This is a genomic window from Corynebacterium sp. TAE3-ERU16 (assembly GCF_019209935.1).
Classification (GTDB): domain Bacteria; phylum Actinomycetota; class Actinomycetes; order Mycobacteriales; family Mycobacteriaceae; genus Corynebacterium; species Corynebacterium antarcticum.
Map to the genome: position 1 here is coordinate 62,791 of NZ_JAHUTN010000004.1, position 14,869 is coordinate 77,659.

At 64.9% G+C, this 14,869-nt stretch carries 9 protein-coding genes; 4 read left to right on the plus strand and 5 right to left on the minus strand.

Annotated elements, in window-relative coordinates; genetic code table 11:
* Positions 1 to 5 precede the first annotated feature (5 nt).
* The gene (locus KRX55_RS05395; RefSeq protein ID WP_218406770.1) at positions 6 to 1,208 is read left to right on the plus strand and encodes a hypothetical protein; all 1,203 of its coding nucleotides are present in this window, start codon (positions 6 to 8) and stop codon (positions 1,206 to 1,208) included.
* Positions 1,209 to 1,839: 631 nt separating this feature from the next.
* On the opposite strand, the gene KRX55_RS05400 is transcribed toward KRX55_RS05395, so the two are convergent.
* From KRX55_RS05400 to pgi, 3 genes are all read right to left on the minus strand, one after another.
* Positions 1,840 to 4,809, minus strand: coding sequence for a restriction endonuclease (locus tag KRX55_RS05400; protein ID WP_218406771.1), 2,970 nt, complete (start codon positions 4,807 to 4,809; stop codon positions 1,840 to 1,842).
* Between the two features lie 12 nt (positions 4,810 to 4,821).
* A complete protein-coding gene (locus KRX55_RS05405) occupies positions 4,822 to 6,657 on the minus strand; it encodes a site-specific DNA-methyltransferase (protein ID WP_370625758.1) in 1,836 nt (611 codons plus the stop codon).
* A gap of 288 nt (positions 6,658 to 6,945) precedes the next feature.
* A complete protein-coding gene (gene pgi / locus KRX55_RS05410) occupies positions 6,946 to 8,586 on the minus strand; it encodes a glucose-6-phosphate isomerase (RefSeq protein ID WP_218406772.1) in 1,641 nt (546 codons plus the stop codon).
* A 286-nt stretch (positions 8,587 to 8,872) separates the two neighbouring features.
* Between pgi and KRX55_RS05415 the strand changes: the two genes are divergently transcribed.
* Positions 8,873 to 10,354, plus strand: a complete 1,482-nt coding sequence (locus KRX55_RS05415; protein WP_218406773.1) for an NAD-dependent succinate-semialdehyde dehydrogenase — start codon at positions 8,873 to 8,875, stop codon at positions 10,352 to 10,354.
* Positions 10,355 to 10,567: 213 nt separating this feature from the next.
* A complete protein-coding gene (locus KRX55_RS05420; protein ID WP_200259605.1) occupies positions 10,568 to 10,840 on the plus strand; it encodes a hypothetical protein in 273 nt (90 codons plus the stop codon).
* 21 nt (positions 10,841 to 10,861) lie between these two features.
* Here KRX55_RS05420 and KRX55_RS05425 read toward each other — a convergent pair whose 3' ends face one another.
* The gene (locus KRX55_RS05425; RefSeq protein WP_198737585.1) at positions 10,862 to 11,161 is read right to left on the minus strand and encodes a chorismate mutase; all 300 of its coding nucleotides are present in this window, start codon (positions 11,159 to 11,161) and stop codon (positions 10,862 to 10,864) included.
* A 138-nt stretch (positions 11,162 to 11,299) separates the two neighbouring features.
* Here KRX55_RS05425 and KRX55_RS05430 point away from each other — a divergent pair, with 138 nt between their 5' ends.
* Positions 11,300 to 13,813 (plus strand): UvrD-helicase domain-containing protein, encoded by a 2,514-nt coding sequence (locus tag KRX55_RS05430; protein ID WP_218406774.1) that lies wholly within the window; start codon positions 11,300 to 11,302, stop codon positions 13,811 to 13,813.
* Positions 13,814 to 13,959: 146 nt separating this feature from the next.
* Here the strand turns inward: KRX55_RS05430 and KRX55_RS05435 are convergent, their stop codons facing one another.
* Positions 13,960 to 14,703, minus strand: a complete 744-nt coding sequence (locus KRX55_RS05435; RefSeq protein WP_218406775.1) for a M23 family metallopeptidase — start codon at positions 14,701 to 14,703, stop codon at positions 13,960 to 13,962.
* Between the last annotated feature and the right edge of the window lie 166 nt (positions 14,704 to 14,869).

Here is a 14,869-nt window from a genome sequence, read left to right on the forward strand (position 1 = left end):
TTCACATGCGAAGAACAATCCCCATTGCCTGGGCTACCGCCATCATCACTGCACTGACTCTTGCTGGAAGCGCAGACGCATATGTCAGGGTGACTACCGGGTACGATCATATCGATGGTGCGAAGTACTGTCTTTTTCACACCGACGGGCATTTTGGGGATGGTAGCGTAATTGAAGATCGTTTCTACATGGATCAGGCTTCCACCTTTCCTCAGAGAGTGATTTGGGAGGCAAAAGGCCTAGATTTTATTGATGATCTTCTGAGTCTCTCGCCATCCAACCCTTCCGAAGAATCGTACATAGTGGAGGAGGATATACCCGAAGCTCTGGAGCAAAGGATCACCTCCCAGGGTTTTAATCTTGAAAATGCCGTTTATCTGACGAATGCGCTGGAAAACAAATACTTGGCGAAAGCACTGGACAACGAGCCGCCAGAGTTTATCCTTGCATCCGAGATCTCCGCTGATCTTCCTGACCAATACCCTCATCTTGACGAAACTGGGGAATTGAGCCCAGAACACTTTGAGCGCCTCAAGGAGTCGGCATCTAAAACTGACTTCACTTCATTGGAAACGTTCAATGATACATCTTCCTATTTTCAATCTTCCTATTTCCCCCTGTACAACCCTGGGGACTCGCCTGGGATGACGAAACTGAAGGAAGCTGCATTCCAAAAACTGAGGCCCAGTCTCGAGGCTTCTTTCAATCAATTGCTGGAGATGGATTTCGAGCAGTACAGGGCAGCGAGAGTTTCTGACTGGCAGACCGCATACGCTCATCTTGAGGCCTGTCGCAAATGGGAGGATGGAGCGATCGACGTAGGGGAAATACCTGATTACGCGGGAACTGAAAGCGGCTATAAACCAGGAACGCTGGACCCCGGGCCTGAAGGAAACGGAAGCTCGGCGGCACCCACGCCCACCAGCACCAGTGCCCCGACACCGACCGTGACACCCACTCCCACCAGCACTAGCGCCCCAAAGCCGGCCGTGACACCCACTCCCACCAGCACTAGCACCCCAAAGCCGGCCGTGACACCCACTCCCACCAGCACCAGTGCCCCGACACCGACCGTCCCAGAGGCTCATGAGGATTCAGGCGTCGCCAAGCGGCTCACGATGGTGACCGTGCTCTTGGTCATAGCCGCCTTCGGTGGTCTCTTTGCCTGGCTCACAGGATTTCTCCAGGCATTCCCGGCGCTTTTCTAGGTTGTATTTTCTGTGCAATCTCGGAGTTATGGTCCGGGCGCAATTCGACCTCTACGGTACTGCTCAGTTCTGGAAATGAAATAGCACACTTTTGGGTGGTTTCCTTTTTCTGTGGCTGAAGAAAAAAGCTGTCTTCCTAGCGTGGAGCGTTGAGATATTTATGTCCAAGCGTTTCGTCGAAGAAAAAGTGAACCTAGGGATCGTGCTCTGATCTGGGCCGCATCAACGGAGACTCAAGGCTGAAGTTCGGTGGTGTCAGTATGGGGTTGAGGTGTAACTATGTCTGGTCCTTGATGCTGTGTAGTCTCATAGTTTTGGGAATAACATCGAAGATGGTGAAGTAGTCGCTGGGGGTGACCATAATTTCCTGTGCACGGTATTTATGGCTCTGAGTTTGTTTTCCATGAACCCAATCGACGGATCGGGCTATGGGGGCCGGATGTTCAAATGACCATCGTCTGATTCGAGGTCGCTACGACCGCGTTGGCGTTTATCTTGTGTCGCCGTCGTTTTCTCACGACGCGGTGCTGATACCTGCCGTCGAAAACACGTCGGGGTCTTCCGGTACGTGGAACCCGATTAGACGACTAGAGCCGTTACCTGGCAGTAACCCCCGCGTGCAGCTTCAAAATCACAGACACCATCCGCCTGGTACTCCCACCGCATAGTTCACGCCGATCGCCGCGAAGTGCTTCCCGGCCGCGGCGATTCTCGCGTTCTCCGAGGGATCTCGCTGAGCCGGATCGGGTGCGTGTCCGGTGTCGAGGACCGTGTAGATTCTCTCCCCGCCGTCCCCGCTCTGCGCGATCGCCCAGTCGGGGCTGTACGGGCCGACCGGCGTATCGATCATGAACCCGTCGGGCAGCTTCATGAACAGTCTGACGTCCCCACGGCCGTCGAGCAGTTCGGCGAGCTGTCGCTCCGCGTCCGAGTCGCAGATGACGAGGTCGAAGTCCGTCTTCCCGGTGTTCTTCACCCGGTAGGGTCGGTCGATGAAGCGGTCCTTCTCCGCCTCCGCGACGGCGTCCGCACGGAGATCATCCAGCTCGTAAACGGAGCCACTGATCCTCTCGTACCGGACACCGTCAACCAGGAATGAGGGAAGGTGCGTGTCGATCGCGTCTCTGACCGTCCGGATGAATTCGCTCGGGTTGGCGGGGAACTCGGCCAGCCTGCCGGACCCGATCAGGATGTCGATGATGGTCCTGCGCGTCAGCGGGGTGGCCTTCTGGAGCCGGTCGACGATGTCGGGCAGGGGATGGTCCCTGGACGGAGCACTCGTTCGCGTCGTGCGCCCAGTGGCTTTCGCACCGTCACGGGTGATCGCCACGTCTGAGCGGGTGACGCGGACCCGGGCCGGGGTGATCGCCGGGGCGTCCCTGATCGTGGCGATGGTCGCGTCGATCAGCTTCCCGCGGTCGAGGCCCACCCTGTAGGTGGTGCGTGCCGCGATGGCCCCCCAGAATCTCCCGAACTCGGCGGTGGAATGGATCCGTCTGTTGAGCCTGCGGCTGGTCCGGTCCCTCCGTGGCCGGATGATGCCGTTGACGCAGGTGGTGATCCGGTCGATGATCTCGGTCTCGATCCGCGTGTAGGGATCGGGTAGTCGCAGAGTGAAACCGGGTTCATCGGGACGGAACGAGGCCTGTACCGTGCCCCTGTCGTCGATGAAGCCGGCCTGCCGCAGGTACCCGTGGATCTCCTTCGAGCGTACGAACCCGAGCCGGTGGGGCCCGGTGCCGTCGCTGACGGTGATGCGGGCGAACTCGCCTTCGCGGACATGCCCGACGGGGACGTGGGCACTCGCGTACTCGGCCTGCAGCCCCGCGGCGAACTCCCGGTACGACTCGTCGGCGATGACCGTCAACTGCGCCAGGCTCCGGTCGGTTTGTCGCTCACCGGCCTGGTTCACGGGTAGTCGGAGTCCACGGCCGATGATCTGTCGCCGTTCCGTTTCGCCGCCCATCTCGCGGAGGGTGCAGATCTGGAAGACGTTGGGGTTGTCCCATCCCTCGCGCAGTGCCGAGTGGGAGAAGATGAACTGGACCGGCTCATCCGTGGAGAGCAATCGGGATCTGTCCCTCATGATGAGGTCGTAGGCGTCATCGTCCTTCCTGGTCGTTCCCGGCGAATCGACGAAGGTGACGGTCTTCGCCGTGCCACCGCCCTTCCGCATCTGCGCGAAGTATCCCGCTCTCAGGTCCCGTGCCGGACCCGGCGCCGCGGCCGCCCAGTCCGGATCGCCCGCCCGTTCCTCATCGAGGATCCGGTCGAACCATCTCGCGAAATCGCCGTCGGCGTCGGCGTTGTCGCTGCCCGATCCGAGATAGTTGGCGACCCTGTCGATGAAGAAGAGGGACAGCACCTTGATCCCCTCCGCGTTCACCCGGGTGGCCTTGCGCAGGTGTTCGCGGATGGTCTCGCGGATCATCTCCCGGTGGATGTCCCCTGATGCCCCGCCGATCGCCTCACCGGCGAGGAGGAGTCCGGGGTGGTTCGTGAGCGTCACGCACTCCGGTGCGAGGCTGATCTCGTCGATGTGCCAGTCGCCCGAGTACGCCGGGTTCCCGGTGACGGCCTCGAGGTCCACGCCCGGTTTGACCCATCGTCGGGCCCGCTTCAGTGTTCCGGTCCGACCCGCGACGACGAGCTCCAGCCGGGCCCGGAAACTCGGTGTGTTCCTGACCCCGAGCAGCCTGATGTACGGAGTCGTGGCCTCGCCCTCCCGGACGGCTTCTGCGACCACGATCTGTTTGACCAGACCGAGTTCGTGGGCGTCGACCGGGTCGAGCCGGTACACGGTGTTGCGGGTGGTGCGGTGGGTGGCCGAATAGCGCAGCGTGCACATCGGGTCGAGTTCCCCGACCGCCGACCGCGACAGCAGGGACTCCATGTTCTGTGGCTCGTCCATGATGATGATCGGCCGGACGGCCCTGAGAAACTCGATCGGTTCCAGTCCGTTGAGGCGGTCGCGCCGTTGGTGGATGATCCGGTTGTTCCTGTCCCCGCGCAGCGAGGCGATGGTCATCACCATGATCTGCACGCAGGTGGAGGTGGCGAATGACCGCACCTCCTCCGGCCGTTTGCCGGAGTAGACGAAGGAATCGAACGGCTGCTCCGGGTAGAGGTCGCGGAGGTGGTCCCGCATCGTATCGATGGAGCTTCTGACTCCCTCCCGGATGGCCACGGACGGCACGAGGACTATGAACTTGCGGAAGGCGTAGCGCCTGGCCAGCTCGAGGATGGTGCGCAGGTAGACGTAGGTCTTGCCCGTGCCGGTCTCCATTTCGACGTCGAACTGCAGGCCGTCGATCAGGGAGTCTGTGACCTCCAGTCCGCCCCGGTCCTGGATCCTCCGCAGATTCTCCAGGATCGTGTCCGTGTCCAGGAGCAGGTTGTTGCCCACGGCGTCGATTCCGTCCACCTGGGTGGTGCCGGTTCCCGGTTGTGTGACCGGACTCCCGGGTGACGGGGAACCGTGCCCGCGGCATACCGCGTTACCCGGGATGTCGGACCCGGCGGGTTGTCCCCGGAACAGGTCGACGACGGAGTCGATCGCCTCGAGCTGGTGGGGCTGCCTGTCGTCGAACACGAATTTCACCGCTGCGCTCCTCTACGCGATCGACAGATCGATGCCGTGGGACTTGCACAGTTGCACGAGATTCGTCTTCAGCTCATCGTCCCCGTGGAAGGTGTCCTCCAGGATGATCAGCCGTACCTCTACGGCGTCCACCAGTCCGCGGAGCTGCTCGAACGTGGGTTTGAGGTGCCGGTCGAAGTAGCCGATCACACTCCCGTGATCCACACTGAACACCTCCAGACCACAGACGGTGGCGGCGGCGTAGGTCTCCGTCAGGGAGCCTCCGAGCTTCAGGAGAGTCTCGACGAACAGGTCCTCCGGTGAGGCGTCATCCCGCACGGATCCCCGGGCCGATTCGAGAAGATCAACCAGCTCATCCGCGGTAGAGTCCGGATCCGCACGCCATCCGGTGAAGTTCGTGTCCGCCAGCGTGTAGGCCCGGAAACCCGTGTCCGGCAGGGCGTCCCCGTCGCCCTGACCGGTCCCGGAGGATGCGATCCGGGCACCGGCCCGGCGAAGGCGCTCGCGGGAGATGTCGGCGATGGTCCGGAAACCGGCGTCGCGCGCGGCGGAATCCCCACGGATCGGTTCCGGCAGCTGGACCGAGATGCACCGGCGCCGACCCCCGTCCCCGGCATTGAGTTTCAGCACGGCGTGCGCCGTCGTCCCCGAACCGGCGAAGAAATCGAGCACCGTGCCGTCGTCGGGGACGGCGGCCGACACCAGGAGCTCGAGCAGTTCCGTGGGCTTCGGGTAGGAGAAGTACCCGTCCATGCCGAGCTCCGCGAGATCATTTTTCCCTCGTTCGGACAGCGCCCTGATGATCGAGTACATCTTCGACTTCGCCCGGTCCACGGGCTCGTACCGCACGACGATGTGGTTCCCCGTCTTCCCGTCCACCTCGAGCTCCAGGGCACCCGACGCCAGATCGGCGTCGATCTCCCGTTTCTTCTCCGGTCCCTTCAGCTCCTCGATCTCCTCGTAGAAGCACCGCCGTTCGGTGCCCTTCGAGTACCTTCCGAAGACCTTGCGGACGACGTCGTCGTTGCGGAGGTACGCGACGCCGTCGCGGTGGACCACCCTGCCCTGGACGACCTTCTCCCGCACGAGAGGAGGGGCGTGCGAAATGGAACGGGCGTAAACGTGGATGAGATCGTGGCCCTTGACCACGTACTTCGCCTGTCCACCGCCCTTTGCCCGTTGGTGGACCAGGGAGGCGATGAAGTTCTGCTCGCCGAACACCTCGTCGCAGAGGTCCCGCAGCTTCGCCTGTTCGTTGTCGTCGATGGAGACCATGAAGATCCCGTCATCGGACAGGAGATTCCGCGCCAGCTTGAGGCGCGGGTACATCATGCTGAGCCAGTTGGAGTGGTAGCGTCCGGCCGTCTCGGGGTTGGAGGAGACCCGCCCACCATGGTCGAGCTGCCCGGTCCAGTCGAGGTAGGCGCCCACGCCGTCACGGAAGTCATCCCGGTAGACGAAATCGTTGCCGGTGTTGTACGGCGGATCGATGTAGATCATCGCGATCCTGCCGTGGTAGTGCGTCTGCAGGATCTTGAGGACCTCGAGATTGTCGCCCTCGATGAAGACGTTCCGGGTGTTCTCCCAGTCCCTCGAGTTCTCCCGGTCGGGTCTCAGGGTCGCGGTAGTCGGCACCTGAGCCATCCGCTGTGCATCGCGCTTGCCCGGCCAGTTGAGACCGAAACGTTCGGGACCGTCCGCGGCGTCGTCGTCGAGGAGCTCGGAGAGCTTGTCGAGATCGAGCTTTCCGTCGCTGATGATCTCGGGTGCGAGCTCGGCGAGTTTCCGGCCCAGTTCGGTGCGGAGGTCGGGGCTGGTGCGGGGGACACCGAGGTGTTCGTCGCTCACGGGGTTACCTTCCATCGGTCGGCAGGCGCGGGCCGAAGATGCACGGGTCTGCACATTTTCCCGACTATACCGACAGTCCCGACCGTGGCACCGGTCCACGGTGCCCGCCGTGGTGGCCCCGGAACCCCGACGGACGGGCCCCGTGGTCCGCCTTCCCCCGGTATCCCGATCCATCGTTTCCGCTGCTGTTGATCGGGTACCGGACGGAACAACCGGACGCCGTCCCCGCCCGCGTGTCAGTCAGCGGGCCGGGACGGCGTCCGGTTGATGTCCGTGGAGACGGGGGAGTTACTTCCTGGAGCGGTACCAGTTGATCAGGGAGTCGGTGGAGGAGTCCCCGGATTCGGGCTTCTCGGCGCCGGTGACGGCGGGAAGCAGGTCACCGGCCTGCTTCTTGCCGAGTTCGACGCCCCACTGGTCGAAGCTGTTGATGTCCCAGATGACGCCCTGGGTGAAGGTGATGTGCTCGTAGAGGGCGATGAGGGATCCGAGGATGTAGGGGGTCAGTTCCTCGGCGAGGATCGTGGTGGAGGGGCGGTTGCCGGGCATCACCTTGTGGGTGACGAGGTTCTCGGGGACCCCCTCGTCGGCGATCTCGGCCTTGTTCTTACCGAAGGCCAGGACCTTGCTCTGGGCGAAGAAGTTGCTCATCAGCAGGTCGTGCATGCTGCCGGTGCCGTCGGCGGTGGGCAGGTCCTGCTTCGGGCGGGCGAAGCCGATGAAGTCGGCCGGCACCATGCGGGTGCCCTGGTGCATGAGCTGGTAGAAGGCGTGCTGGCCGTTTGTGCCGGGTTCGCCCCAGTAGATCTCGCCGGTCGCGCAGTTCACGGCGGAGCCGTCGATGCGCACGGACTTTCCGTTGGATTCCATCGTCAGCTGCTGGAGGTACGCGGGGAACCGCGACATGTCCTCCGAGTAGGGGAGAACCGCGTGGGTGCCGGCGCGGTGGAAGTCCCCGTACCAGATACCGAACAGACCCATGAGCGCGGGAATGTTCTCGCGGATGGGCGCGGTGCGGAAGTGGACGTCCATGTCGTGGAAGCCCTCGAGGAAACGCATGAAGTCCTGCGGTCCGATGACCGCCATGAGGGACAGACCGATGGCGGAATCGACGGAGTAGCGGCCGCCGACCCAGTCCCAGAAGCCGAACATGTTGGTCGTGTCGATGCCGAACTCGGCGACCTTCTCCGCGTTGGTGGACACCGCGACGAAGTGCTTCGCCACGGCGGTCTCGTCACCGTCGAACGCCTCGAGCAGCCAGCGCTTCGCGGCGTGGGCGTTCGCCAGCGTCTCCTGGGTGGTGAACGTCTTCGACGCGACGATGAACAGGGTCGAGCCGGGGTCGAGGCCGTCGAGTGCGGCGGTCATGTCGGCCGGGTCGACGTTGGACACGAACTTCGCGTCGATGCCTGCGGTGGCGTAGGAGCGCAGCGCCTTGACTGCCATCGCGGGGCCGAGATCCGAGCCTCCGATGCCAATGTTGACCACCGTCTTGATCGTGTGGCCGGTGTGGCCGAGCCATTCGCCCGAGCGCAGCGCGTGGCAGAAGTCCCGCATCCGGCTGAGTACCTCATGGACGTCCGCGGCGACGTCCTGGCCGTCGACGGTGAGCTCGTCCTCGACGGGCATACGGAGCGCGGTGTGGAGGACGGCGCGATCCTCGGTGATGTTGATGTGCTCGCCGGTGAACATCGCCTCCGTGCGTCCCTTGAGGTCGGCGGCCTCGGCGAGGTCCACCAGGAGATCGACCGTCTCGTCGGAGACGAGGTTCTTCGACAGATCGACGCGCAGTCCGGCGGCATCGATCGTGTACCTCTCCGCCCGGTCTGCGGATTCACTGAACAGGCTCCGGAGGTTGGTGCCGGCGAAGTGCCGGTAGTGCTCGGCGAGTGCCTTCCACTGCGGGGTGGTGGTGATGTCGTTGGGCATGGACGTCTCCTTTATAGGGATGTCGGTCGCCGGGCCGGTGCGCAGCGAAGGTGACCAGTCAGGGTGACGGGACGCCGCACTGCACCGATCCCGGTGTCGGCGTTTACATCCCCACGTTAGTCGTTCTCGCGCCGGTGGGCCGGGCCCGCGACCCAGACCGGCGCGATGCAGGTCGGGTCCCACGGGGAGGGGCCGTGGCATGTGGGGGTGTCGGGAAGCGGAGGTGCTTACCCCGGGTCGGTTACCGGGGATCACACGCCGGCGGGAAAGCGGGCATAGTGGGGGCATGACTGACTCCGCAATCAACCTGACCACACTCATCGGGAACGCCCCGAAGAAACTGTTCATCGGAGGGGAGTTCGTCGCCGCCTCGGACGGCGGAACCTTCGACGTGACCGATCCCTCCGACGGCTCCGTGCTGGCGATGGTGTCATCCGCGACCGGCGACGACGCCCGCCGTGCACTGGACCTGGCGGTGGCCGCCCAGGACGACTGGGCGGCCACACCGGCCCGCGAACGGTCCGAGATCCTCTACCGGGCCAACCGGCTCGTGCTGGACCACACCGAGGAGCTCGCGTACCTCCAGTCCGCTGAACTCGGACGCGCCCTGCCGGATTCCCGTGGCGAGGTGGCGTACGGCGCCGAGTTCTTCCGCTGGTTCGCCGAGGAGGCCGTGCGGATCACGGGGGACTACCGCCACAGCCCGTCGGGCAACGCCCGGATCGTGGTCACCCGGCAGCCCGTGGGGCCGAGCCTCGCGGTCACCCCGTGGAACTTCCCGCTCGCTATGGGGACCCGGAAGCTCGGGCCGGCGCTCGCCGCGGGTTGCACGATGATCATCAAGCCCGCCTCCAAGACCCCGCTGACGATGCTCTATCTGGCGAAGCTGCTGTCCGAGGCAGGCGTCCCGGACGGGGTGGTCTCCGTGCTGCCCACCGCGAAGGCGTCGAACGTCTCGTCGCTGCTGGAGGACCCGCGCCTGCGCAAGCTGACGTTCACCGGATCGACCGAAGTCGGGCAGATGCTGGCGTCGAAGGCGGCCGAGAACACCGTGCGTGTCTCGCTGGAGCTCGGCGGGAACGCCCCGTACGTGGTGTTCGACGACGCTGATCTCGATGCGGCCGTCGAGGCCGTCGCCACGGCGAAGATGCGTGGTGCGGGGCAGGTGTGCATCGCCGCGAACCGGTTCCTGGTCCACTCGTCCATCAAGGACGAGTTCGTCGCCGGTGTCGTCGAGAGGATGCGTCGGTTCACCGTCGGACGGGGAACCGACCCGGACACCACCGTCGGCCCGCTGTCCGGTGATGATCAGCTCGAGACCGTCCGGGACCTCGTCGACGATGCGAAGGAGAAGGGCGCGAAGGTCCTCCTCGGTGGGGACACCTCCGAGCTCCCCGACGTCCCGGAGAACGGCAGCTTCTACCCGCCGACCGTGCTCACCGACGCCCCCGAGAACGCCGAGATCCGGTCCGCCGAGATCTTCGGTCCGGTTGTCTCGGTCACGACCTTCGACACGGACGAGGAGGCGATCCGCATGGCGAACGACACCCCCTTCGGGCTCGCGGCCTACGTCTTCTCCGAGAACCTCACCCGGGCACTGGACGCCGCGGAGAAGATCCAGGCCGGAATGGTCGCCGTCAACAAGGGGGCCCTGTCGGACCCGGCCGCGCCGTTCGGCGGGGTGAAACAGTCGGGGCTCGGCCGTGAGGGCGGTCTCGAGGGCATCGACGAATTCCTGGAGACCAAACTGATCTCGCTGCCGAGCTGACGAACTTGACGGCAACGGAATGGCCCGCCGATCGCCGGACTCGGTGGGCCCCTCCCATTGTTCGGTCCACGGCCCCGGGCGGGACAGGATGATCGGCGTCCGGGAGACGCGTGGACTGACAGGGAACCACGGTCCGGTGTCCACCGCACGTGAAGCGGGCCGGTGGACATCCGGCTCATTGACACCGACCACCCGGGGCGCAAGAGTGGAGACATGAGCGACGGACACGGAAACCACATCGAGATTGACGCGCAGCTCCTGGCTGAACTCCGGGAATGTGCGCGACGGCACGATGCCGGGACGGACGCGTTGATCGAGCACGTCCTGCGGGAGTACGTGCGCCTCGAACGGATCGCGGAACTCCGTTTCCGTTCGGGTGACGGCGACCGCGAATTCACGTCGTGGCGCGAGCAACTCGATTTCCTGCACCGGCGCGCACGCGGGAACGCGGACGATGACCCGTCGTTGAGCACCGGTCGGGGGTGATCCCCGGGAGCCGGCGCCGGATCAGCCGAGCTTGCCTCGCCCCATCCGGAGAAGGATGCCTGCCAGCGCCGGCCCCTCCTCACCGATCTCGTCGCGGAACTGGTTGATGATCGCGACCTCCCGGCCATGGACCAGGCGGGTTCCACCCGACCCCATCCGGGTTTTGCCGATCGCCCGGGAAATCTCGCGCCGACGCTTCACCGCGGCGATGATCTCGCGGTCGAGCCTGTCGATCTCCTGCCGGTAGAGCTGGATCTCGGCGTCGGACAACGGGTCATCTGTCCCGGAGGGACTACGGATCTCGAAACGTTCGGCGTTCATGCACCGTATTCTGCCACGCCCGCGGGGAACCGGGTCCGGGTGGTGACGGGCAGGGGCGCACGACCCCACCGGCTCCCGGGCAGACGTCCGGGAGGGGGAGCGGAGACGGTACCGCGGGAACTGTAAGTTGGAGGAACTATGAGCACCTTGTCCGATGGAACCCAGTCCTCCTCCCCGTTCCGCTCCGGCGGTTCGGACGCGATCCAGCCCCGGGGCGGTCTCGGAAACCGACCCGGTTCGGGAACCGGCCACAGTGCCGCAGACGCGTTCGGGTCGCCGACGGACCTGGTGGACGGGCTGAACGAACAGCAGCGTGCCGCGGTGGAACACACCGGCGGCCCGTTGCTCATCGTCGCCGGTGCCGGGTCCGGTAAGACCGCCGTCCTGACCAGGCGCATCGCCTACCTGCTGGCGCACCGGGGAGTCCATCCGGGGCAGGTGCTGGCGATCACCTTCACCAACAAGGCCGCGGCAGAGATGCGTGAGCGGGTCCGTGGTCTGGTGGGCCCTTCTGCGGAACGCATGTGGGTGTCCACCTTCCACTCCACCTGTGTGCGCATCCTCCGTCAGCAGGCGGCCCTGGTGGACGGACTCAACACCAACTTCAGCATCTACGACTCGGACGATTCCCGCAGGCTCCTCGGGATGATCGCCAAGGACATGGGCCTCGACGCGAAGAAGTTCACCCCGCGTGCGCTGGCGAACGCGATATCCAATCTGAAGAACGAACTCATCGACCCCTCGGATGCCGCCGCACAGGCGTCCCGGTCTGCCGACAGGTTCGGGATGACGGTCGCCGAGGTCTACGCCGAGTACCAGACCCGGCTCCGGCGCTCCAACGCGGTCGACTTCGATGACCTCATCGGAGAGGTCGTCGGTCTACTGGTGTCCCATCCCGACGTCGCCGAACACTACCGGCGCCGGTTCCGCCACGTGCTCATCGACGAGTACCAGGACACCAACCACGCCCAGTACCGGCTTGTCGCCGAACTCGTCGGGCGGTCGCAACCGGACGCTCCCCATGCGGTGCCGCCGAGCGAACTGTGTGTGGTCGGCGACGCCGACCAGTCCATCTACGCGTTCCGTGGGGCGACGATCCGGAACATCGAGGAGTTCGAGAGGGACTACCCGGACGCGCGGACGATTCTCCTCGAGCAGAACTACCGCTCGACGCAGACGATCCTCTCGGCGGCGAACGCCGTCATCGCCAGGAACGCGGGTCGGCGGGAGAAGAAGCTCTGGACCGCGCTGGGGGAGGGGGATCCCGTCACCGGGTACGTGGCGGACAACGAACACGACGAGGCCCGGTTCATCGCCGCCGAGATCGACGCCCTGTCCGACAAGGGGCTGCGCTACTCCGACATCGCGGTGATGTACCGGACGAACAACGCCTCCCGCGCGCTGGAGGAGGTTTTCATCCGGTCCGGGGTTCCCTACCGCGTCGTCGGGGGGACACGGTTCTACGAGCGCAGGGAGATCCGGGACATCATCGCCTACCTCAAGGTGCTGGACAATCCCGATGACACGGTGAGCCTGCGCAGGATCATCAACACCCCGCGCCGGGGGATCGGCGACCGGGCGCAGGCGTTCGTGGCGCTGCACGCGGACACGAACCGCATCAGCTTCCACCGTGCGCTGCTCGACGCCGTCGCCGGGGAGGTCGACATGCTGGGGGCACGGGGGCGCAACGCGATCGCCGGATTCGTCAATCTGCTCACGGAACTCCGTGAAGTGGGCGCGAACACCGTGAATGAGGAGACCCGCATGCCGGATCTCGGGGAACTCATCACCGAGGTGTGCACCCGTACCGGATACATCGCTGAACTGGAGAAGTCGAACGACCCGCAGGACGCCACCCGGCTGGACAACCTCAGGGAGCTCATCGCGGTCGCCCGGGAGTTCTCGAGCGACGCCGCGATGCGGGTCGCGTATGAGGAGATGGACGGTGGAACCTACGAGCCGGAGCCCGGGGAGCCGGAGCCCGGAAGCCTGCAGGCGTTCCTCGAGCGGGTCTCCCTCGTGGCGGACGCCGATCAGATCCCGGACGACGATCAGGGGGTCGTGACCCTGATGACGCTCCACACCGCGAAGGGCCTCGAGTTCCCTGTCGTCTTCGTCACCGGGTGGGAGGACGGCCAGTTCCCGCACCTGCGTTCACTCGGGGACCCGGGGGAACTGGCCGAGGAACGGCGCCTGGCCTATGTCGGCATCACCCGGGCTAGGAAGCGTCTCTACCTGACCCGGGCGGTGCTGCGGAGTTCCTGGGGCAATCCCATGACGAATCCCCCGTCCCGGTTCCTCGCGGAGATCCCCGCAGAGCTCATCGACTGGCGACGTGAGGAGCCGGGGGCCACCGGTGGTGGCGCCTGGGGTGGTGGAACGGGGAACCACGGTACGTACCGTGGTCGTTCGGGCTCCTCGTCCGGCGGGGTGGGCGGAACCGGGCGGGCGACACGTCCGCGGTCGGGTGGTTCCGGACGGCCGGCACTCAAACTCGCGGTGGGGGACCGGGTCAACCACGACAAGTACGGCCTCGGGACGGTGCAGGAGGTCTCCCCGGTGGGGGCCTACGACTCCGCGACGATCGACTTCGGCTCCTCCGGAACGGTCCGGCTCATGCTCATGGCGGGCCTACCGATGGAGAAGCTGTAGATCCCGCGCCGACTGGACGGGCCTCCGGTCCGGGAGGTGATCACCCCGCGGACCGGAGGCCCGGGTGTCGCAGACGCATGAAAAAAGGACACGCGACACGGATGGAACCGTGGCGTGTCCGGGTGTCCCGGAGAAGGGCCGGGGTCTTAGAGGAAGATACCGCGCTCGGCGAGCCAGGGCAGCGGGTCGATGGCGCCGCCACCGTTGGGGTGAACCTCGAAGTGGACGTGGACTCCGGTGGAGAAACCACGTGATCCCATCCCCGCGATACGCTGACCGGCCGAGACCTGCTGGCCGACCGCTACCTCGATGGTCTCCATGTGTCCGTAGACCGTGACGGTGCCGTCGGCATGCCTGATACGGACCCACTGGCCGAATCCGGAGGCGGGGCCCGCGTCGATCACGGTTCCGTCCTCGACCGCGGTGATGGCGGTGCCGAGAGCGTTGGCGATGTCGACTCCGGCGTGCAGGGTTCCCCAGCGGGCTCCGAACGTGGAGGTGAGGGTCCCCTGGGCTGGAGCGGAGCTCTTTGGTGCGCGGGCCGCGAGATCAGCGGCGATTCGCTCGGCGTTGTACTGGATGGCCTTGTTGAGCTGTTCCGCGAGGTTGTCGATCGGCTTGAACTCCGCGATGTTGAGGATCTGCGGTGCTTCCGAGCTGCCGATGACAGGTGCCGCCGTGTCGGCGACGAGGGTGTAGTCGGGGGTTTCGCTCTGTGCCTCGGCCGACGTGGCCGGGTGGGTGGCGTGTGCGGCGGCCGCACCACCTGCTCCTGCGGTGGACACCGCTCCTGTCGCTACCGCGACGAGAGCGATGCGGCTCTTGGCGTTCGACGAGACGGACTGCTTGCGGTGCGCGCCTGCGGTCTTCCGCTGAGCCTGCTTGTGCATGAAGCCTTCTTCCATCTGTTTTCCGCCACATTCGCCGGAACATCGTCTGATGTGACCGTCTCGTTACCTACCGGTTCACAACGATAACGGTTTGTTACAAACCTGGCAAGTCATTCCCACATATTGTTTGTGAGGATCGTCACCCCGGGTGTGGAGAGTTGTTCTG

Coding starts and splice junctions, on each gene's coding strand:
- KRX55_RS05425 (WP_198737585.1), bottom strand. CDS start 11,161: ATGAACGCCGAACGTTTCGAGATCCGTAGTCCCTCCGGGACAGATGAC.
- KRX55_RS05430 (WP_218406774.1), top strand. CDS start 11,300: ATGAGCACCTTGTCCGATGGAACCCAGTCCTCCTCCCCGTTCCGCTCC.
- pgi (WP_218406772.1), bottom strand. CDS start 8,586: ATGCCCAACGACATCACCACCACCCCGCAGTGGAAGGCACTCGCCGAG.
- KRX55_RS05415 (WP_218406773.1), top strand. CDS start 8,873: ATGACTGACTCCGCAATCAACCTGACCACACTCATCGGGAACGCCCCG.
- KRX55_RS05435 (WP_218406775.1), bottom strand. CDS start 14,703: ATGCACAAGCAGGCTCAGCGGAAGACCGCAGGCGCGCACCGCAAGCAG.
- KRX55_RS05420 (WP_200259605.1), top strand. CDS start 10,568: ATGAGCGACGGACACGGAAACCACATCGAGATTGACGCGCAGCTCCTG.
- KRX55_RS05395 (WP_218406770.1), top strand. CDS start 6: ATGCGAAGAACAATCCCCATTGCCTGGGCTACCGCCATCATCACTGCA.